Below are 21466 nucleotides of genomic sequence, written 5' to 3' on the forward strand. Positions count from 1 at the left end.
TGAGATACCATCAAAAATGGTCGCTGAAGAAGGTATCTCTCAACTGACACATCAACGCAGCCCTCTTATGAGGGAAGTCGAATTCTTTTACTTTGGCGAAACCGTGTTTTTGCAGATAACCGATCATTTTGCCGTTGTCAGCACGTGGTTCACTGACAATTTTCTCTGTCCGTGGGTCGGACAGGTACAGGAAGTGGCACACCGACGGCAGCCAAGCCGCAACCTTATGCGCGCCACGGTGATGTTCTTCGCCCACCAGCATGTGAATGCCACGGTCATAGTCACCGGCGTGGTAATACGGACCGATGCGATCTTCTTTGGTCCAATAGGCTTCAATGTAGGCAAACGGTTCGTTATTCAGGCAAACAACCAACAATTGATTTTTGTTGTTGGTAACCTGTTCTTGCAGGTAAGTTTTATGCTCTTCAAGGGTACCGGTCTGCTCCCAAAACGCCGCAACACGCTCACTGTTCTGCCAACGATGGAAGAACGGAAGGTGCGTTTCAACATCAAGCCCCACCAGAGTCAACGTCTGCTCAAGTTGCGGGATATAACGTCGGTACACTTCGCCCTGTTTTGCTTTGGCACGCATCGGATGATAGCCGGCTTTGGTCAGCACCTGCTTGTGCGGGTAAGGTTGAACATCCGCCTGCTTGAGCCACAACTGAGGTTGCTGCATCAAGGCTTCACGCCACAGTAGGCGCAGCCCCTGCTCACTCACGTAAAGTAACGGCTCCAATTCTGGGACGGTCACATCGCCAACGTCCAGACAACGGATCTCTGCCGTGTGCTCAAAAGCCAAAGCCAGCGCACGCAAGGTATCTTCTCCGGCCACACTCAACTGCTTAACCTGCCAGAATCCGTCCACTTCCTTGCTGACCAGCAGTTTGCCCAGCCCCAATTCCACACAGCACATATCGCCTTGCTGTGACACACTCTGCCCTGCGGGCAGAGTGTTCAGGCTTTGAGTCGCATTACCAGTCATAACTGATGCTCGCGATGATGTTGCGGCGATCGCCGTACCAACAGTAGTAGTTACAAGTCGCAACGTACTCTTTGTCGAAGATATTCTTCGCGGCAACCTGGAACTTGTAGTCATCGAAACGGTAGCTGATGGTCGCGTCATACAAGGTATAAGACGGAACTTTGTTCTGCTCGTAGTTGTCACCGTATGTGTCACCGATGTAACGAGCACCACCGCCAATGGCCAGACCATCCAGCGTACCACCGATAAAGCGGTAGTGAGCCCACGCTGACGCCAGTTTGTCAGCTACCTGAGCCGGACGTTTGCCGACTTTCGCTGCATCGGTGTCTTCGGTGATTTCCGAGTCGATGAAAGACAGGTTACCAATCAGCGTCAGAGACGGTGTGACGTTGGCAACGGCTTCGAACTCAATACCGCGGTTGCGCACTTCGCCCACTTGGCTGACTTCATTCCCTGCCACTTGCAGCAGGTTCTCTTTGGTCACCTGGTAAGCGGCTACGTTAAAGTAACCATCGAAGCTGCGAGGCTGATACTTAAGACCGGCTTCATAGCTCTCACCACGTTCTGGTTTCGACGGCTGTTCTGCCAGACGCGTATCCAGAATCGGTTCGAACGACTGCGCGTAGCTAACATAAGGCGTCAGGCCAATATCACTGACGTATGCACCGCCCAGACTGGTGGTCCACTCTTCGTAATCGGCTTTCCATTTGTCACCCGTTGAGGTGTTGTGCTGCTTGTTGGTCGCATCGTCATAACGAACGCCCGCTTGCACCACCCAGCGGTTAGCAATACGCAGTTGATCCTGCAGGTACAGACCCAACTGGCGGTTTTCGATCTTACGTGTTTCGCGATCGGCATCCGTCAGCGGTTGGAAGGTTGATGAGTCAATCAGCACAATGTTGTTGGTGTAGCTTGGCTGATACACATTGAAGTTCGGATTTGGTAGCACACCAAGTGGCGTGTTGAGTAGATCATTACCATCTGCGACCAAAGGATCCGCCGCAAAATCTTTACTCTTGATCTTGATTTGCTGGTAATCGATCCCAGCCAGCAGCGTATGGTCTACCATGCCAGTGTTGAACGCGTAGACAATACGGTTATCCATGTTGAAAGCGTCCGAATGACCTTCTTCGGTCGACGCGCCGCGCAACACAGTTTGACGCTCGCCCGTCGGATCCAACAATGGTCCCAGACCAGCGGTATCCGCCGAGTAATTTAATGAGTAGATCTGACGCAGATCGATGTCCATTCGACTGTATCGAGCCGCCTGGAAGAAAGACAGATCACTGTTGAACGCATGTTCAAACTCATAGCCCAGTGACAATTGTTCACGTTCGAACTTTTCCCAATCCGGGTTACCAATCGCGGTGCTGTCAGAGATTTTGCCATTCGGATTGTCCGTCAGCGTGCCTTCCATCGGCAGGAACTGAAGATACGGTTCAGAGTCGTCTTTCTGATAGCTGGTCAATACCGTCAGTTTGGTGTCGTCGCTGATTTTCCAGGCCAGTGATGGTGCCAGGAACAGTCGCTCGGCTTCTACGTTATCGACGCGAGTGCCGTTTTTACGACCCAGAGCCAGCAATCGGAACGCCAGCTCATCGTTGATCTCGCTGTTCACATCCAGGCTAATCTGCTTACGGTCAAAAGAGCCGTACTCAACGGCAACCTGGCCTGAGCCACCATTAAATTGTGGTCGTTTGCTGACCACGTTGATCACACCGCCCGGTGGGTTTTGTCCATACAGGACCGAAGCCGGGCCACGCAAAATTTCAACTCGTTCCAGACCGAACGGGTCGATCTGCCAGCTGTAAAAGCCGGCCGAATAAAGACGCGTACCGTCCTGATACAAGCCTGCGCCCGCTTGCTGGAAACCACGAATAACAAACCAGTCCTGCTTGTTATCTTCACCGTAATAGTTGGTTTGGATGCTTGGCGTGTATTGCAACGCATCCGAGATGCTGACCGATGCGCGGTCATCCATCTGTTCACGAGTCACCACGGATACCGCTCGAGGGGTTTCACTGATGGGTAAATCGGTTTTGGTTGCAGTACGACTACTGATACCAAGGTAGCTGAAATCAGGGCCAACAGAGCTGTCTTCCTGTTGACCAACCACCACTACTGTCTCTTCTTCTGCTGCTTGTACCGCACCAGCCGTCAAAGCTAGTACCACTGCGAGCGACGTCTGGCTAAGCATAAAGTGCCGACTCATGTCTTTCTCCTTGTATTCGGCGCCAATAAATAATTCAACTAATAGTTATGATAATTATTATCATTAGCATTAAATTGCTAACGGAGTGTAACGAGTTTTCGTTAGAAATGGAACCCGTTAATTAATAAACACCGTTCTATAAACTTTTGATAACAAGCGCTTGCTTAAGTTGGGCGATCACCGCATCGTGCTGAACGATGCCAAGGTGGTCGGTATCAAACACCTGACTGTCGGCCAGTGTGTTGATGGCTCTTAGCTCATCACACAACCAGGTATGACGCTGTGCAGGCTCTCCCGCCCAATACGCCGTCAGTGGCGTGCTCACTGATGGCAAACAATACTCATGACACAAAGCGCGCATGTGCTGCTCAACCGCCCAGCTGTACAGCATCTGCTGCGCACTCTGCGCCATGTAAGGGTCAAACTGATGGCTGGCCAGCCAATGATTGAAAACCATCGGCCACTGGTCAGCGCTGGTTGCATCAAACGCCGCCAAACACGTCTCTTTTTGCTCTGCCGACAATTCCCCTAACAGTATTTCCAGATGATGGATCAGTTTGGCTTTGGCCTGTGGCGACTGCCATTGATCTTCGGCGATCTCCGTTCCCGGTACGTAGCAATCGAGCAAACCGACGAAGTCGACCGCTTCACCCAGACGTTCAAGTCGCGCGGTGATTTCCTGGCACAGAGCGCCCCCTAGCGACCAACCCACCAGGGTATATGGCCCTTGTGGCTGTATCTCACGAATCGTGGCGCAGTACGTGTCTGCCATCTCACGAAAAGACGCATCAAATTTGTCCGGGTAAACAAAACTTTGTGACTGAATGCCATACACCGTCCGTTGTCCGTTAAGCGCCTGCGCTAGTTTTTGATAGCCAACCACACGCCCTGTCACCGGATGAACGCAGAACACAGGCCGCGCTTCCGGCTGGTATGAGTTGAGCGTTTCTGCCAGTTGGCGATCCGCTCGCGCTGGCGTATTCTCCTCCTGAACAGTAAGCTCCTTGAGCACCTCCAGCCACTGATGGGCAAACGTCTGAATCTGCGGCTGCGTATAATGACTGGTCGCAAACTCCCAGCCCGCCGAAAGTTTGCCGTCCACCACCTGCACATTGATCATCAGTGGCGTTAACATGGTGTTATCACCTGATTGGTCCGCCGACCCGGATACCACCGGCTGACACCAGTGAGAAAACTGATTGGCGCTGTACTGTCCTAAATAGTTAAACGTCACGTCAGCGGGCACCTCCTGGTGTGAGTCGTCGAGATATCGACTGCCGAAACTGATGCCACCATCCACGCGAACCTTCTCCAGATGTTCGGTGATCGCCGCTGCGTCGTCATTTTTCGAGACCCTCAGCGGATACAGGCTGGTCATCCAGCCAACCATGCGGCTGAGATCCAGTTCGCCAAAAACTGACTCCTCGCGGCCGTGACCTTCCAGGTTGATGGTCAGGCTCGTGCCATCATCCTGCAACAGTACCCGACTCAAGGCTTCAATCAGACGAGCATTGAGCCGTTCGCTTTGTAATAGTGCTGATGTCGGTTTCGCATCCATTGCCACATTGACGACCGTTCGGTCACGATAGAAAGCGGGCACAGGTGCGTCATCCGATGATGTACTAAGGTGTACATCCCAGTAGGCGCTTTGCTGACTGAATGTCTCACTCTCTCGCCATTTAGCCAGTTGCGTCACTGCGCGATCCAGACTTGCATAGTTGGCTGGCAACGACACAGTTTGACCAGCCAACTGCTGCTGATACGCCCGCCATAGATCATCCATCAATACGCGCCACGACACACCATCAACCGCCAGGTGATGAATGACGATCATCAAACGGCTTAACTGTCCGTTAATACGCGCATAGCCTGCCTGAATCAGACGTCCTGCCCGGATATCCAGACTGGTTTGCAGCTCGTGGGCGAACGCCGCAAATTCTTGTACATCCTCAAGGTCACTCTGCCACAACACCTCGTGTGATACTGCTGTTTGATAGCTTTGCTGCCAGCCTTCAGAGGTTTGACTAAACGCCAGACGCAGTGAAGGGTGATGCGACACCAGCGCACCGAGCGCTCCTTGCAATGCCGCCAAGTCCATTTCCTGTTTCAGCTCCAGGCACACATGCTGATTCCAGTGATTGGGTTCGGCAAAATTTTGCGCCAGAAAATGCGCCTGGATGGGCATCAGGCCAAACGGTTCCGTCGGTAAAGCACGCTCCTGCTCTTCACGAGCCGCTTGCAAGCTTGCCGCCAACTGTTTTAACACTGGTGCTGCAAAAATCTGTTTCGGTGTGATGCTGTATCCAGCCAGCTTCAGCTTGCTCACCAGTTGCAGACACAATATCGAATCGCCCCCCAGCGCAAAGAAACTGTCGTCACGACTGACGTCATTGAGACCCAACAGATCTTGCCATAACGTGGCGATAAGCTGCTCTTTGTCTCCCTGTGGCGGTACCGTATGGCTAGAGTGATTCTCCAGTTCCGGCAACGGCAGTGCGTTGCGGTCAATCTTGCCTGCCGGTGTCAGCGGCAGCGAGTCAAGCACCACGAGTTGAGACGGCACCATGTAGTCCGGAAGTGTCTCCGCCAGTTGTGACAATACCAGCTTCTGGTCACATTCCTTCGCGCCGTGGCCGTACAAATACCCCACCAGTTGGCTGAGGCTGCCTCTCTGATACGCTGCAACCACACAGGTCTTCACGCCAGAGACTTGTTGCAATAACGACTCAATCTCACCCAATTCAATTCGGAAACCACGGATTTTGACCTGCTGATCGACGCGGCCTAAGTACTCCATCACGCCATCATCACGCCAGCGCACCAAATCTCCGGTGCGGTACATACGTTGTCCCTCTCGGTGGAATGGGTCCGGAACGAAGCGTTCTGCGGTCAGATCCGGACGTGCCAGATAACCTCTTGCTAAGCCAACTTCATCACCGATGTATAACTCTCCCACCTCTCCTGGTGCCACCAGGCTCAACTGATTATCGAGGACGTACAAACGTCGCTGACCGACAGGCTGACCGATGGGTGCATAGGCACTTTGTAACATATCATGTGGATACGCGCGCCAGATCATGGGCGTCACTACCGTTTCGGTCGGCCCATAACCGTTAATAATGCGCGGCGGCTTCACCACACGCTGCAATCGGTCATAGGTCTCGCGGGTAAAGGCTTCGCCCCCTAAAGTCCACGAGCGGACTTGTAACTCCGGCTGCGTCTGTTCTATCCAGTCCAGTAATGGGCCAACATAACTTGGCGGGAAACAGGCGATGGTCACCGACTCATCTTGTAGTACCTGACAGGTTTGCTCTGCGCTCCATAATGTCTGATCGCGGATCACCAAACGAGAACCAAAGGCCAGTGGCACGGTCCAGCGCTCTACTGCACCATCGAAGCTGATGGAGGCAAAGTGCAGCTCGACGTCCTGTGGTGTCATTCCGTATTGATGACCAATCGTCTGCACGTGCATGCTGATACCATCGTGCGCAATCGCAACGCCTTTCGGCTTGCCCGTCGAACCGGAGGTATAAATGATGTACGCCAACTGGTCAGGCAGAATCTCAGGCAGTACCGATACCGACGCAGCGTCATCCAGTTTGTCGGTCCATAGCGGCTCGACCTGATGCTGTTGAAGCTGAGCGGAAATGTCCTCCCAACGCGAGTTCAGGTGAGACTGACTCAGCAAACAATGCGCACCTGCATCATCTAGCATATACGCCAGACGCTGGGTCGGATAATCTGGGTCCAGCGGCAGGAAAGCTCCGCCGGCTTTCATCACCGCGATCATCGCGACGATCATGTCACCGCCACGCTCGTACAACACACCCACAGCCTGATCCCGTACGACACCATGACGCATCAGTTCTGCGGCAAGCATATCCGAGCGCTGTTTCAATTCGGCAAAGGTGACCGCCTGCTCGCCGTGTTTCAATGCGATGGCGTGGGGGCGCAACGTCGCATGCTGATCAATCAGTGTGGGAACAGATTGATAGCGCCATTGCCCTTCCGGCTGCGCCAACTGCTGCAATTGTTCGCGTTGTGGCTGGCTGAGCACATTTAAACGAGCCAGGGTCTGATTGAGGTTTTGCGCTAGGTTGTTGGTCAGCGTTATCAAACCTGCCGCCAGCGCCTTCATCTGCCCGTCACGGATTCTGTCTTTGGCATACGTCAGCGTCAACGAGACACCGTGTTCGGTTTCCAGCACGTCCAAAGCCACATCGAACAGAGCAAACTGTCCCTGACCACTAAGCGGAGTGGCATGCAATCCAGGTGCAAACTGAACGCTGCCCACCGCACTGACCTGATGATTAAACAGTACCTGAAACAGCGGTGTTTCCCCGGCGATGCGCTCCTGAACCAGGTGCTCTACCACCTGATCAAACGGCAACAGTTGATGTTGCTGCGCCTCTAAAACTTTGGCATGCGTGCTCATTGCCACATGCTTGAGCGTCTGACTCGGTTCCATTTGCTGAGCAATAACCATGGTATTGACAAAAAAGCCAATGAGTTCAGACACTTCACCACGTTCACGGTTGGCCATCGGCATGCCAACAGACACATCACTGCGGCCAGTCTGTTTGTGCAACGCCGTTTGCCACAACGCCAGCCATAAACTGGATGGCGTTACGTTCAGTTGTCTGGCCATCTGACTGACGGCATCGCGTTCAGCAATATCCAACTGATGATGTATTTGAGCGGCTTCACGGCGCTGATTCGGTACCACTTGTCCTTGCCAGGCAAACAGTTTCTCCGGCTGCGTGGCACCGGTTTCCCGGCGCCAATAGTCCAGATCCTGCTCCCCTTTTCCGGCACGCAGCAACGCTGATTGCCACAACGAGAAATCACGATATTGGACATCCGGTGCGGTCAGAGTCGCGCCCTGATAAGCCACAACCAGATCACGCATAAACACGCCGATAGACCAACCATCCGATACCAGGTGGTGCATAACAATGTGCAGATGGGCAGATTGCGCCCCAACCTGGATACACTGCATTCTGACCGGCAGCTCGTGGGTGAGATCAAACGGCTGGCGGATAAATTCCGCCGCCAGTTGCGCCAGCTCCTGCGTCGTCAGATGCTGGCCGTTAACCTGCTGAACATACGCAATGGGCTGACGCTCTATGTGTTGAACCATCTCCCCTGCCTCATCTTCGATAAAACGGGTACGCAGCGCGTGCTGTTTATCCATCACCTGATGCAGTGCCTGTTCAAGACACGCAACATCCAGTTCACCTTTGAGTTCAAAGCCACCACTGATGTGGTACGCACTGTTGCCAGCATCTAGCTGATAAATATTCCATAGCCGACGTTGCGCTGGCGAGAGTGGCGCCGCGCGCTGAGCGTCTGCGGCAACGATCGGCAACTTCTCAAAGTTCATGCCTTTGGCATCCAGTAGCGCAATGAATTTCGCCTGCTCCTGTTCGCCTAACTGTAAAAAGCGCTTGGCCAGCGCAAATTTGTCTATTTTAGCTGTCATAGCAATTCCAACTCGTCCATCAATGCGGCCATTGCGTCGAGTTCATCCTGTTCTTGTTCGTTTTGAGTCTGATACTGGGGTTGCAGGTTATCGGTCAGTGCCTGCAACGTATTGGCGGAAAAGAACGCTTTCAGGGTCAGATTCAAACCCAGTTCTTTTTGTGCCTGAGCCACAATTCGGGTTGCCAGCAATGAGTGGCCGCCCAGCGCGAAGAAGTTGTCGTCCAGCCCCACCCGATCTAATTGCAATGCGTCCTGCCAACGCTGGGCAAACCACAACTCAAGCTCACTGGCAGGTGCCCGGTATGCGACCTGATGCCACTGCGGATCCGGCAAGGCTTTACGATCACGTTTGCCGTTGGGAGACAATGGCATACTCGTCAGCGATACATACACCGACGGCACCATGTAATCAGGCAAGTGTTCGCCAAGGTGGGCTTTGACCTGATCCTGACTGGCGTCATGCCAGTTGGCGCAGATCACATAGGCCACCAACTGGGTGCCGGTCTGGTGCTCAAAGGCCACCACTACGGACTCTTCAACCCACGCAAGTTGATTCAGAACGTTTTCAATCTCTTCCAATTCAATACGCAGACCGCGGATCTTGACCTGATGATCAAGGCGACCGAGGTACTCAAGACGTCCATCCGGCAGACGAACCACCTGATCCCCCGTGCGATACATCCGTGAGCCTGGAGCTCCCCAAGGGTTAGGCACAAAGCGGTCTGCAGTCAGATCAGCACGCAACAGATATTCGCGGGCCAGACCATCGCCGGCGAGATACAGCTCACCCGGTACACCAACTGGCACCGGATTCCAGCAGTCATCCAATACATGCAATTGGGTATTACTGATCGCATGGCCAATCGGAATACGCTTACCAACAGGTAACTGGCATTGCCAATAGGACACATCGATTGCCGCCTCCGTCGGGCCGTAAAGGTTATGCAACTGGCAATGCGGCGCGTTGGTCAGCACTTTTTCACTCAGCTCCGCTGGTAACGCTTCTCCGCTACAGAGAATTCGCTTCAGGCTCAGACAAGCGGACACGTCCGTATCCGCAGCAAATGCCTGCAGCATTGACGGCACGAAATGTATGGTGGTGACCTGATAATTTTGAATCGTCCGGTGCAACCATTCTGGTTGACGGTGAGCTTCTGGCTCAGCCACCGCCAAACGAGCTCCGTACATCAACGGCCAGAAGAATTCCCACACCGAGACATCAAAGCTGAAGGGGGTTTTCTGTAACACACAATCGCTGCTATCCAGTTGATATTCGCCCTGCATCCAGGCCAAACGGTTGTGCAACGCAGACTGAGTATTGACCACGCCTTTCGGTAAGCCCGTCGAACCCGAGGTAAAAATGACGTACAGTGCCTGATCGGCGTGCCAGACCACGTCAGGCGCTGAGTCCGGCTGCTGCGAAACGTCCAGCGTATCCAGCGCCACGTACTGACAATGAGGATTATCCGGCCACAGCGCCTGAGTGGATTGATCCGTCAAAAGCAGTGAAACATCCGCCGATTCGAGAATGTAGTTCAGTCGCTCTTGTGGATAGCCGGGGTCGAGTGGCACATATGCGCCTCCCGCTCGGGTGATCGCATGCAGGCCAATCACCAGTTCGATCGAACGCGGCAGTCCCAGCCCCACCCGGCTCTCTTCCCGCACGCCTTGCGTCCGTAACCAGTTGGCCAGCTGATTCACCCGGCGATCAAACTCTGCATAAGTCAGGACTTCCTCGCCCATCACCAGCGCCGTGGCCTGCGGTGTCGCCGCCGCCTGACGCATGATCGCCAGTGGTGGGGGCAACATCTCACCCCATGCATGTTCAGTGGCATTGAATTGCGCCAATGCAGCAAGTTGTTCGCTATCCACCAAATTCAGCTCAGCAACAGTGCGCGCGCTGTTATCCGCAACCTGTTCCAGCAGCAATAACCAATGCATCAGCAGACCTTGGGCAAACCCCTCGTCAAAGACCGGAGAAGCGTAGTTAATGAATCCGCCCCAGCGGCCATCACTGTACTGCTGAACATCCAGGCTCAGTTCAAGTTGCGCTGCCGCCACCCCTGGGTCAAACAATTCTGCTTCCAGAGCTCCCCATCCGGTGAATGCTTTACTATCCAACTGCTGGAAGTTGAAGCTGGTCTGATACAACGGATGGTGTTGCAGATTGCCAGTCACACCCAAGGTTTCCACCAAGGTTTCAAACGGCACATCCTGTCGGCTAAGCGCCTGCTCGGTAAACTGCTTGATGTTAGCCAACAGCTCGGTATACGAGTGCGTCGCATCAATCTGCGCAGGCACCACCAAGTTGTTAATGAAACAGCCTTGCATCTCGAGCGTTTGTGGCTGTGTTCGCCCTGCTACCGGAATGCCGACACGAATCTCATCACGACCAGAATATTTGTGCAGAACCAGATGCCACAAACTGAGCAAAACGTTAAATGCCGTTGTGTTGTGTTGCTTCGCCAGTTGAGTAATCTGTGATATCTGCGTCTCTGAGAGCATAAAGTGATGCCGCTCACCTTTGGTCTTAAGCTGTTCACGAGCGACATCACTGTGCAGCACCAAAGGTTCGATATCTTGTTGCAACGCTTGTTGCCACCACTTGAGATCCCGGCCTGCTGCATCGGAGGTCAGCCATTGTTGCTGCCAGATGGCATAATCGGCGTAATCCAGTTCTGGCGTTGTCGGATCGAGTGACTCTCCCGCACACAAACTCGCGTAATATTGCGCCAATTTACGCACCAGTTGCTGCATCGATACACCGTCCGACACAATGTGATGCACCACCAACAGCAGCTCATACTCCTGTGCACCGGTCTGAATCAGATCCGCACGTAACAGAGGCGGCGCGGTTAAATCAAACGCCTGATCGATACGTGCCAGACGATGTTGTGCCAACGAAGTCAAGGTCGTTGCATTCACCTGCTCCAGCGAAAACTCAGCATACGGTAAAATTTGCTGCATCAATTCGCCATCGACCTGAACCAAAGCCGTACGCAACACTTCATGCTGCGAGATCAGATGCTGCAGCGCTCGATCCAAGCAGTTGGCATCCACAGGGCCTGTTAACTTGAGGCCAAATGGCATGTGATACGCCGAGCTTTCTGGCAGGAGTTGCTGAACGAACCACAAGCGTTTTTGCGCCGCACTGGCCGGCATATAATCCAGACGTTGCTGTGCTTGCAGGGTCATCTGGGGTTCTTTGGTTTGTTCGCACAGCGCCGCCATTTTTGCCAGCTGCGGTGCATCAAACACGCTTTGCAGGGCCAGGCGAACACCATGCTTGTGCTGCAAACGCCCCACCAGTTGAGTCGCCAGCAAAGATTGTCCACCCAGCGCGAAGAAGTCATCCAGGCGGCTTACACGCGCTTGCGCAAAGAGTTGTTGCCATTCCGCAGCCAGCAGCTGCTCCATCTCGCCTTGCGGTGCTTGGTATTGCGTCTGTGACGGAGCATGTTGCGGGCTTGGCAGACGCTTTTTGTCGACTTTGCTGGCCGGTGTGAGCGGCAGCGTCTCCATCACGACCAATTGTGACGGCACCATGTAATCCGGTAACTGCGATGCCATCACGTCCAGAATGTGTTGCGTGTCCACCGCATCGTCCGAACTTTGCAGGTAGCCGACCAAATATTTTCCGGCCGGACCATCAAACGCCGTAACGGCGCTCAGTTTGGATTGACTGATTTGTTGCAGACGAGCTTCAATTTCACCCAGCTCAATTCGGAACCCACGGATTTTGATCTGATCATCCGCCCGTCCCAAATACTCCATCACACCGTCCTCACGCCAACGAACCAGATCGCCAGTGCGATACATTCGTTCACCGTTGGCGGCAAAAGGATCCGGCATAAAACGTTCGGCACTGAGATCCGGCTTGTCCAGATACCCGCGCGCCAGACCAACCTCTTCACCGATGTACAGCTCGCCGTTAACCCCTGGCGGCACAGGCCGCAATTCGCTGTCGAGTACATACAAGGTCCGCGCCCCCACAGCGGTACCGATCGGCGCATACGCACTGTCCAGTGGTGTTTGTGGGTATGCCTGCCAGATCATCGGCGTCACCACCGTTTCCGTCGGACCATAACCGTTGATAATGCGTGACGGGTTCAGGGTACTCTGTAATCTGAAATAGGTTTCGCGGGTAAAGGCTTCACCACCGAGCGTCCATGAACGAACATGCAGCGCTGGCTGCGTCGCTTCAATCCACTCCAGCAACGGGCCGACATAACTTGGCGGGAAGCAGGCTATGGTGATGCGTTCCTCTTCCAGTACCTGCGTCGTTTCTTGCGCGCTCCACAGCTGTTGATCCCGGATCACCAGTGTTGAGCCAAACGCCAATGGCACCGTCCAGCGCTCCACCGCGCCATCAAAGCTGATCGAGGCGAAGTGAAGTTCTCGGTCTTCAGGTAGCATTCCGTAACGTTGACCAATGGTCTGGACATGCATACTCAAACCAAGGTGCGATACACACACACCTTTGGGCTGGCCGGTTGAGCCAGACGTATAAATCACATACGCCAGTTGGTCTGGAAGAATCACCGGCGCCTGGGTCAATGTCCGGCTCAGATCCAGGTTTGAGAATGGCAGAACATGCACGTCGTTGGACTGTGCGGTGATCTCGTCCACCATCTCTTGTGCCAGTGACTGTGACGCGCTGTCACACATCAAACATTTGGCACCGCTGTCATTCAGCATGTAAGTGAGACGCTCTTGCGGATACGATGGGTCTAGCGGCAGGAAAGCCCCACCGGCTTTCATGACACCAATCATCGCCACCAGCATGTCACTGCCGCGTTCGAACAATACACCAACGCGTTCGTCACGACGTATACCACGCGCCACCAACTCAGCGGCGACCGCATCACTGCGCTCGTGCAACTGACGATACGTCAGGCTGGAGCGTGTTTGACGGCTCAGGGCTGACGCAACCAATGCTTCATGTTCCGCGTGAACCTGTACCTGTCTTTTCAGCAGTTCTGGAAACGGTACGTACTGCCAGGGTTCACTGATTTTGTGGTACTGGTTCAGTTGTTGATGCTGCGCTTCATCCAGGACCGGCACTGCACTCAAAGGATTACCGATGTTGGCCACGAGCTGTTGCAGGTAATGATGCGTCGTCGCAGACAGGGCTTGCATGTCTTCGTGGCTGAAACGGGCGCTGTCATAAGCGAATACAATCCGCAGTTGCTCACCCGGCAGTACCGCCAGCGTTAATGGGTAGTGTGTAAACTCATAGCTGTCAGGCTCACCAACGCTCAGCCCGCTGTCCCGGAACAGATGCTCGTCCAGCGGATAGTTCTCAAAGACCATTAGAGTATCAAACAGCGTCTCTCCCTGTAGCGGTGACTGCGCCTGCACTTCCGCCAACGAAGCGTAACTGAACTCGCGCTGGGCGCTGGTCTGAGCCTGAATCTCACTCATCCACTGGGCGATGTTGTATTGCCAGTTCACCGCGCTGGTTACAGGCAGGGTGTTGATGAACAGTCCGACCATGGATTCACTGCCAGTCAACGACGTTGGCCGTCCAGCCACGGTATTTCCGAACACGGGCTGGCTCTGGCCAGTATAACGTTGTAGCGTCAACAACCAGGCTGCCTGAATCAAAGTGTTCAGCGTCAGGCCATTTTGTTGTAGCGAATGCTGCCATTGATTCAGAGTGTGGTTATCAATGTCCAGATTAAAACGGACATGTCCCTGCTCCTGACCGTGACCATAGCCATCCGCCAGTTTGGTCGGCGCTTCAACGGCGCTCAGGTACTGTTGCCAATACTCAGCCGCTTTCTGTGGCGGTTGCTGGCTGACCCATTGTAGATAATCGCCAAATTGATGCTGAACGGCAGGCAGAGCTTTGCCTTGATAGAGACCAAACAATTCCCCAAGCAGAACACCGGTACTCCAACCGTCGATCAGAATGTGATGAATGGTAAAAATACACGCCAGTTGATCGGCGCCAGTACGCACCAGATCCAGTCGCCACAGAGGTTGAGGTTCCTGATTCAGCGGTTGCTCTAACTCAAAGCCTTGCTCAACCAGGCCCTGTTTGTATGCTTCGAGACTAAACGACGGCTGTTTGAGTCCATCAACCTGTTCACAGTGTACTTCCAAACTATCCCAAACCATCAGTTGCGCTTGCCCGTCGATTTGACTGACGGTCGAACGCAACACCGAGTGACGCCGCATCAATTGTTGCCAGCAATCGGCCAGACGCGCAGGATCGGCGCCGTGAATCGGCAAAGTGATCTGGTTGACATAGGTGTTTCTGGCCTCAGACAACCGGGCATGGAAATACAGCCCCTGTTGCAAGGTCGACAGCGGCAGAATGCGTTGTGGCAGGCGCTTAGCCTGGTGACTGAGTGCCGTTAATGTGCACTGTTCCAAGCCGGTATCCGGCGCATCACGCACTGTGAGGATCGGATCCTGTTCCTGGCAATAACGCAATATCGCTTCCCAGCTTTGGCTGAGCGCATCCAGCAGGCGTTGGCGCTCTGCGGCCGGGAATATTTCGCCATCCACCTCAATGTCAAACAACAACTGTTCGTTGTTGTCATGAATGTTGAGCGTCACCGCCGCTTCAGCCGCAGCATGTGCAGGACGCCACAAACCAGAGTCCGTCACCAGGCCTTCGTTCAGCCCGGCGTTGGCTGCCCGGCCGAGGTAGTTAAACAGCACATCAATCTCAGATGCGTATTGCCATTGGTTCTGCACAACACCGGCAGAATAGCCGATACCACCGTGCTCGACAGCCAGCACCTGATCCTTAACCTGAGCAAGCAATCCCCCCAGCTCCTGCGGTATGTCGATATGAAGTGGGTACATGGCGGTATGCCAGTTGACACTGCGAGAAAGATCCAACCCGGACAATTCGCTGTAGCGACCATGACTCTCTTTATGAACCAGTAGAGACGGTGTGGCTTTGACGGTTCTCAAAGCATCCAAAACCAGCGCCAACAAGGTTGACTCTTTATCCAGCTTGGCAAACTGTTGAGTGGATGCAAAAAGCTGAACGGCTTTGTCTGTCGGCAGCGCCCATTGCAACGAATGCACATCACTGTCAGCGTTCGTACCCCAATGCGCCGCCTGTTGCTGCGCTTGCCAGAAGTCATGTTCGCGAGCGGAGATCGGATACATCATCAGTGCCTGATGCCAGTCTGCCTGATGGTGCGTTTTCGCCGCAGCGGTCGCTGTATCGCCAGTTAATTTTGCCTGATAAAACGCCAGCAGATCATTGAGCAATATCGGCCATGAGAGCGCATCCACCACCAAATGATGGATGGTGAGCAGCACGTCTCCACGCTCAGCGTTCACTCCCACGGATACGGTTCTGCCCTGCTCGGGCGCAACGGCGAGCTGGACCGTCTCTGAATCGATAGCATCGGCAAACAGATGAAACGCAAAGTCAACCTGCTCGGCATAGTGAGCACTGTGCGTCTGCGAATTGGCCGAAAACGTCAACCGCAGTGCGTCGTGATGATCAATCAGCTGCTTCATCGCCTGATGCAAGGCGTCAACATCAACCGGTGCCGGCAGCGACAAACGCACATATTGGTTGCATGGGCTCAACTGATAATTATGCAGAAAACGTTGCTGCATCGGTAACAGAGCGACGTCGCCCCGCAAGCAGTGCTGATCGGCCATCGCCACTTGAATACTGGTCATGCATTCGGCCAGTTCAGCCAACACCGGATGATCAAACACTTGCTTTGGCGTCAAAAGCCAGTGTTGCTGACGCAGTTTGCCCACCAGTTGCAAGGCGCTGATCGAATCACCGCCCAGAGCGAAGAAATGGCTGTCAGCACCCACCACATCTAGTTTCAGGATCTCGCACCAGATTTTGGCCAATGTGTGCTGTTTGTCTCCTTGCAGTGGCTGGGTTGACGTTGTCAGTGTGCTCCAGTCCGGCTCTGGCAGACACTTTCTGTCCACTTTACCAGCCGGAGTCAGAGGTAGACGCTCATCCACCATCACCCGGGATGGAACCATGTAATCCGGTAACTGGTCGCTCAGTTTACTGAGCCAGATGTGTTCTTCAGACTGACGCATCGCCGGCAGTTGTACGTACCCCACCAGCTTTTTGCCCGTTGGTGAGTCGTGTGCGGTCACCGCACAGAATTCTGCGCCCGTCAGCGTTTGCAGGCGGGATTCGATTTCTCCCAGCTCTACCCTGAAACCGCGAATTTTGACTTGCTGATCGACCCGGCCAAAGTATTCCATCACACCATCATGGCGAAAACGCACCAGATCCCCTGTGCGATACATACGCTCACCGTTGGCGGAAAACGGATCCGGTAAGAAACGCTCAGCGGTCAAATCTGCCCGATCGAGATAACCACGTGCCAGACCGACTTCCATGCCAATGTACAGTTCACCAATTGTGCCCGGTGGTAGCCGAGTCAGATTCTGATCCAGTACGTACAGTTGACGCGCACCAACGGCAGTACCAATTGGGGCGTAAGCGCTGGTCAGGGCATCCTCTGGATAAGCACTCCAGATCATCGGTGTGACGACCGTTTCTGTCGGACCATAACCGTTGATGATTCTCGGCGGTGCGATGACTTTTTGAATCCGTTCAAATGTTTCCCGGGTGAACGCTTCACCGCCCAGAGTCACCGAACGCAGAGACAAGTTAGGTTGAGTCAGTTCAATCCAATCCAGCAAAGGACCAATATAACTTGGCGGGAAACACGCAATGGTGACGTTTTCCTCGCTCAGCACCTGCGTCGTCTGTTCAGGAGTCCATAACTGCTGGTCACGAATCACCAGCTTGGATCCGAACGCCAACGGCACCGTCCAGCGCTCCACCGCGCCATCAAAACTGATGGAGGCAAAATGCAGTTCTGTATCTTGGGGCGTCATGCCATATCGCTGGCCGATGGTCTGAACGTGCATAGACAACCCGAGGTGATCCACCGCCACGCCTTTTGGTGTGCCCGTGGAGCCGGAGGTATAAATCAGGTAAGCCAGTTGCTGTGGTAAGACGGTAGTGTCCGGTGTGCTGGCCGGCCACTGTTCCAGTGACAGCGCATCCGTTGCGATGGTAGGTATCGCAGTCAGTTCCGTTGCTAAAGGCGTAAGCGCGGCCTGGGTCAGAACGACCTTCGCCTGGCTGTCTGCCAGCATGAAACTCAGACGTTCCTTGGGGTAATCCGGATCCAGTGGGAGAAAAGCGCCACCGGCTTTGAGTACCGCAATCATCGCAACCAGCATGTCGGTTCCGCGTTCCATCAACACGGCCACCGGCGTATCCGGTGAAATACCTTGCTCTAACAGGCAATGAGCCAGCTGATTGCTGCGCTGGTCTAATTGCTGATAACTCAGCGTTTGTGAACCATGTTTAAGCGCTATCGCCTGAGGCTGTTCAAGCACCTGACGGGCGAACAGTTCAGTAAACAACACTGGCGACCATTCTTCATTGGATCCGGCAAACTGTTCCAACTGAATCTGTTGTGGAGCGCTTAATCCGTCCAGGCTTGCCAGTGATGCCAGGGGCTGTTGGCAAAGCCCTTGCAGAATGTGCTGATAGGAGGCAACAAAATCTTCAATGAAGTCGGCGGAGAATTTGTCTTCAGCGTAGACGAAACGCAACGTCAGTTGGTCTGAAGCGACCACATCCAAAACCAGCTCGAACGGTGTTTCAACCACCGGGAATTCCTGAAACTGGAGCTGAAAATCCGCAGTCGTGACATTCAGCCCCTCACCGTGACTACGAAAGTTAAACGCAAACGTCGGCAGCGCCAGTTCGCCACACAGCTTCTCTAGTGGTTGGGCCGCAAATTGCAGGGATTGCTTCAGGGTGGCACGCGTGGCTTGCAGATAATCACTCACACTGCTTGTGGCTTCACAACGCTGACCAAGCACGACATTACTGACATAGAATCCGACATTACGACGATGACGCGCACTGCGGTTCAGTGCTTGTACCATTAAGCTAGGATGCGTGTGATTGGTATACCGCTGAAGGGTCAGAGACAGTGCCGCCGAGAGTAATTCAAAACGGGTGATACCGTGGCATTTGGTTGCCTGATTCAGTTCGGCTGCTGTGTTCACGTCCAGCTCATGCAGATAATGGTCTGCACGATACGAAGGTTCACTCTGGCTACTGAGACGACACGGCTCATCACCAATCAGTGAGAGTGCCTGCCACGCCTGAGCACGTTGAGCCAGCTCATCATCACTGCACGCTTCCTCAGCAACAAAGTCCAGATAAGAGGTGTCTGAAGCTTTAGGCAGAGGTGCCCCTTGCAGGGCGGAGGCGATAAACTCCACCGACAGCTTTAACGACCAGGCGTCCACAATCAGGTGATGGGCCGCCAAGAGTAAAGCATATTGATCGCTGCCCAAATGATAAATGCAGCCGCGAACCAGGCTGTGTCCCAGCAGTGCATACGGCGCTAAAGCGCGAGCTTTGGCATCTTGCTGCACCGCTGCCGCCGGGTCGGCGTGTTGACTGAAATCGAGGATCTCGAGCGGTGTAACGTCTGGCGAGGCAATGTATTGATACGGTTCTCCGTTTCGCTGATTAAATCGCAAGCGGTAACCGGAGAAATGGTCGAGCATGGCCTGATAAGCACTTTGAATACCTGTACTGCTGACGTCTTTACCTGTCAGCCACAGTAAGCCACCGTTGTTATAAGCCAGGCTTTCCGGCTTAAGTTGATGAAACAGCCACAAACGCTGTTGAGAATAAGAAAGCGGGCTCTGCGACGCCTGCGCCGGAGCCATACCGATATCGTCCACTGACATACTACTACCCAAAAAGTGTGTTGTTGATTTCCAGACTGCCGAAGTGACAGTCAGTCGCTATTCGCCTATTTCGGCCAGCGCGTCGCGCAAACTTTTTGGTCGCATGTCGGTCCAGACTTCACGGATATGTGCCAGACATGTTTCTTTGTCACCAATGACACCGACTTCTTTCCAGCCTTGTGGTACCGGGTGATAGGTCGGCCAGATGCTGTACTGTTCTTGTGGGTTGATGACTACAGTAAATTCGGTGTTAGGGCTGTCAATACTCATAATTTCCTCAACTCGATCGTTGTTATCTTTGTTTTAATGTTTTTATGGCTAATGCTGTGCTCACGCGACCACGTTCGCCATTGCCTGTCTGGTTTGGCTGTGGTCGGTCGTATCCAGTTCGGTCAACTGACCGCTGTCCATTTTAAAAATTCGGTCTGCCACGTCGAAATAACGATCATCATGCGTCACAGCAATGACCGTTACGCCGCGTTGTTTCAATTGTGGTAATAACTGGTGATAGAACAGTTTTCTAAAGCGCGGATCCTGATCGGCGGCCCATTCGTCGAGCAGCATGCAGCCGCGCTGCTCGGCAATCGCCATTAATAGCGCCAGACGTTTACGCTGCCCTTGTGAATAGCGTACGTCCGACAGCCGCCCTTGCTGATGGCTCACTTTGTGGGCCATTTCCAGGCGAGTCATCCAGTCGTCGATCAGTGACGCGTCTACATCCTGCCCCTGACCGTCGGTGACCTGATGAAACAGGTAAAAATCACTGAACACCGTCGAAAACTGCTGACGATAGCGCTGCCACTCTTGTTCAGGTACTGCCTGACCATTCAGCAGTACCTCGCCCGAGTGTGGGCGATACAGACCGGTCAGCAGACGGGCAAACGTCGACTTACCGCTGCCGTTACCGCCGATGATGAAAATCATCTCGCCACGCTTGACAGAGAAGTCTATCGGACCAACCGCAAAGGGCTGGTCATCGCCGTCGGCGCGGTAACGGTACGTCACCTGATTCAGCGCCAGCGATTCAAAGGGTTGCGGCGCCGGATCGACGCAGGACAACGATTCATCCCGGTTGAGCGACAAATCTTCCAACTTACGCATCGAAACATTCGCGTTCACCAGAGCCGGCAAAGCGCCCACCGCCGACATCAACGGCATACGCATAAACAGGATCACCAAAGCAAACGTAGATGCGATATCAAATCCAGCCCAGCCAAGCCCAATAGAGAGGTAAAAGTTGATGCCGATGAGGGCGAGAATAACGGTATTGGTCAGATTAGCCGCAAAGCCGTTGAGAATATCGGCCCGGGTGATTTCGTCACGGTATCCCGTGGCATTGAGGCTAAATTCGTCATCAAAAAAACGGCGGGCGCGGTTTGGGTTAAGAGACAGCTCTTTGCGACCGTCAATCAACGCCTGATAATCTTTGTAAAGTTTGTCATCAAACTCACGAACGTGGCGAACATGGTTACTGATGCGGGTCACCAAAGAAAATCCTACCACACCAGTCAGCCCGAGAATCAGTAGACTGACACCAAACAACGGCAACGACAGAAAAGCCAGATACGCCAACGCCACGATGGTCAGGACCATGCCATAAATTAATTCCGGCAGATTCACGAATGCGATCGTCACATTGCGGATGTCAGTATTCAGCGAAGCCAGTACGCCAGCACTGCCTACTTCTTCAATTTGCTCAATATCAGTATTGATCAGCTGTTTGACCAACTGACAGCGCTTATTGAAAACAAACTGGTGACCGAGCTTGTGCAATGCGACCTGAGCGATCGTTGCAGTCAAGAGCAACGCTATCAGCAACAGCGCAAACCAGCCAATCGCACTATGAATATCAGTGGTTTGACTCAGCAGTTCGTACTGGATGAAGGCAATCACACCCACGCTGAGAAACGCGCTGGTGACACTGAGCAGAATCACCGGCACCAAGGCTTTCGCTTGCTTGTGCGCCAACTGAACAAGTAATTTCATCTTATATCCATCTATTGATTATTATTGTGATTATCATTATCAACAAGATAATGAAC

The 21466-nt window shown here is 53.6% G+C and carries 6 protein-coding genes; all 6 read right to left on the reverse strand.

The window, feature by feature from the left end; all coding sequences use genetic code 11:
• Positions 1-10: 10 nt before the first annotated feature.
• On the reverse strand, positions 11-985 hold the full coding sequence (locus CAG64_RS23220; protein ID WP_161457870.1) for a GNAT family N-acetyltransferase: 975 nt from the start codon (positions 983-985) through the stop codon (positions 11-13).
• Positions 975-3197, reverse strand: a complete 2223-nt coding sequence (locus tag CAG64_RS23225; protein WP_161457871.1) for a TonB-dependent siderophore receptor — start codon at positions 3195-3197, stop codon at positions 975-977. Before CAG64_RS23225 ends, CAG64_RS23220 begins: the two co-directional genes overlap by 11 nt.
• Before the next feature lie 136 nt (positions 3198-3333).
• Positions 3334-8679 (reverse strand): non-ribosomal peptide synthetase, encoded by a 5346-nt coding sequence (locus CAG64_RS23230; RefSeq protein ID WP_161457872.1) that lies wholly within the window; start codon positions 8677-8679, stop codon positions 3334-3336.
• The gene (locus CAG64_RS23235; RefSeq protein WP_161457873.1) at positions 8676-19424 is read right to left on the reverse strand and encodes a non-ribosomal peptide synthetase; all 10749 of its coding nucleotides are present in this window, start codon (positions 19422-19424) and stop codon (positions 8676-8678) included. Before CAG64_RS23235 ends, CAG64_RS23230 begins: the two co-directional genes overlap by 4 nt.
• Before the next feature lie 57 nt (positions 19425-19481).
• The gene (locus CAG64_RS23240; protein WP_021703580.1) at positions 19482-19694 is read right to left on the reverse strand and encodes an MbtH family protein; all 213 of its coding nucleotides are present in this window, start codon (positions 19692-19694) and stop codon (positions 19482-19484) included.
• A 60-nt stretch (positions 19695-19754) separates the two neighbouring features.
• Entirely contained in the window at positions 19755-21410 is a 1656-nt protein-coding gene (locus CAG64_RS23245) for a multidrug ABC transporter permease/ATP-binding protein (RefSeq protein WP_161457874.1), read from the reverse strand.
• Positions 21411-21466 lie beyond the last annotated feature (56 nt).

It is taken from the genome of Vibrio sp. V38_P2S17PM301 (genome assembly GCF_009904845.1).
GTDB classification, from domain to species: domain Bacteria; phylum Pseudomonadota; class Gammaproteobacteria; order Enterobacterales; family Vibrionaceae; genus Vibrio; species Vibrio proteolyticus.

Coding starts and splice junctions, on each gene's coding strand:
- CAG64_RS23220 (WP_161457870.1), bottom strand. CDS start 985: ATGACTGGTAATGCGACTCAAAGCCTGAACACTCTGCCCGCAGGGCAG.
- CAG64_RS23225 (WP_161457871.1), bottom strand. CDS start 3,197: ATGAGTCGGCACTTTATGCTTAGCCAGACGTCGCTCGCAGTGGTACTA.
- CAG64_RS23230 (WP_161457872.1), bottom strand. CDS start 8,679: ATGACAGCTAAAATAGACAAATTTGCGCTGGCCAAGCGCTTTTTACAG.
- CAG64_RS23235 (WP_161457873.1), bottom strand. CDS start 19,424: ATGTCAGTGGACGATATCGGTATGGCTCCGGCGCAGGCGTCGCAGAGC.
- CAG64_RS23240 (WP_021703580.1), bottom strand. CDS start 19,694: ATGAGTATTGACAGCCCTAACACCGAATTTACTGTAGTCATCAACCCA.
- CAG64_RS23245 (WP_161457874.1), bottom strand. CDS start 21,410: ATGAAATTACTTGTTCAGTTGGCGCACAAGCAAGCGAAAGCCTTGGTG.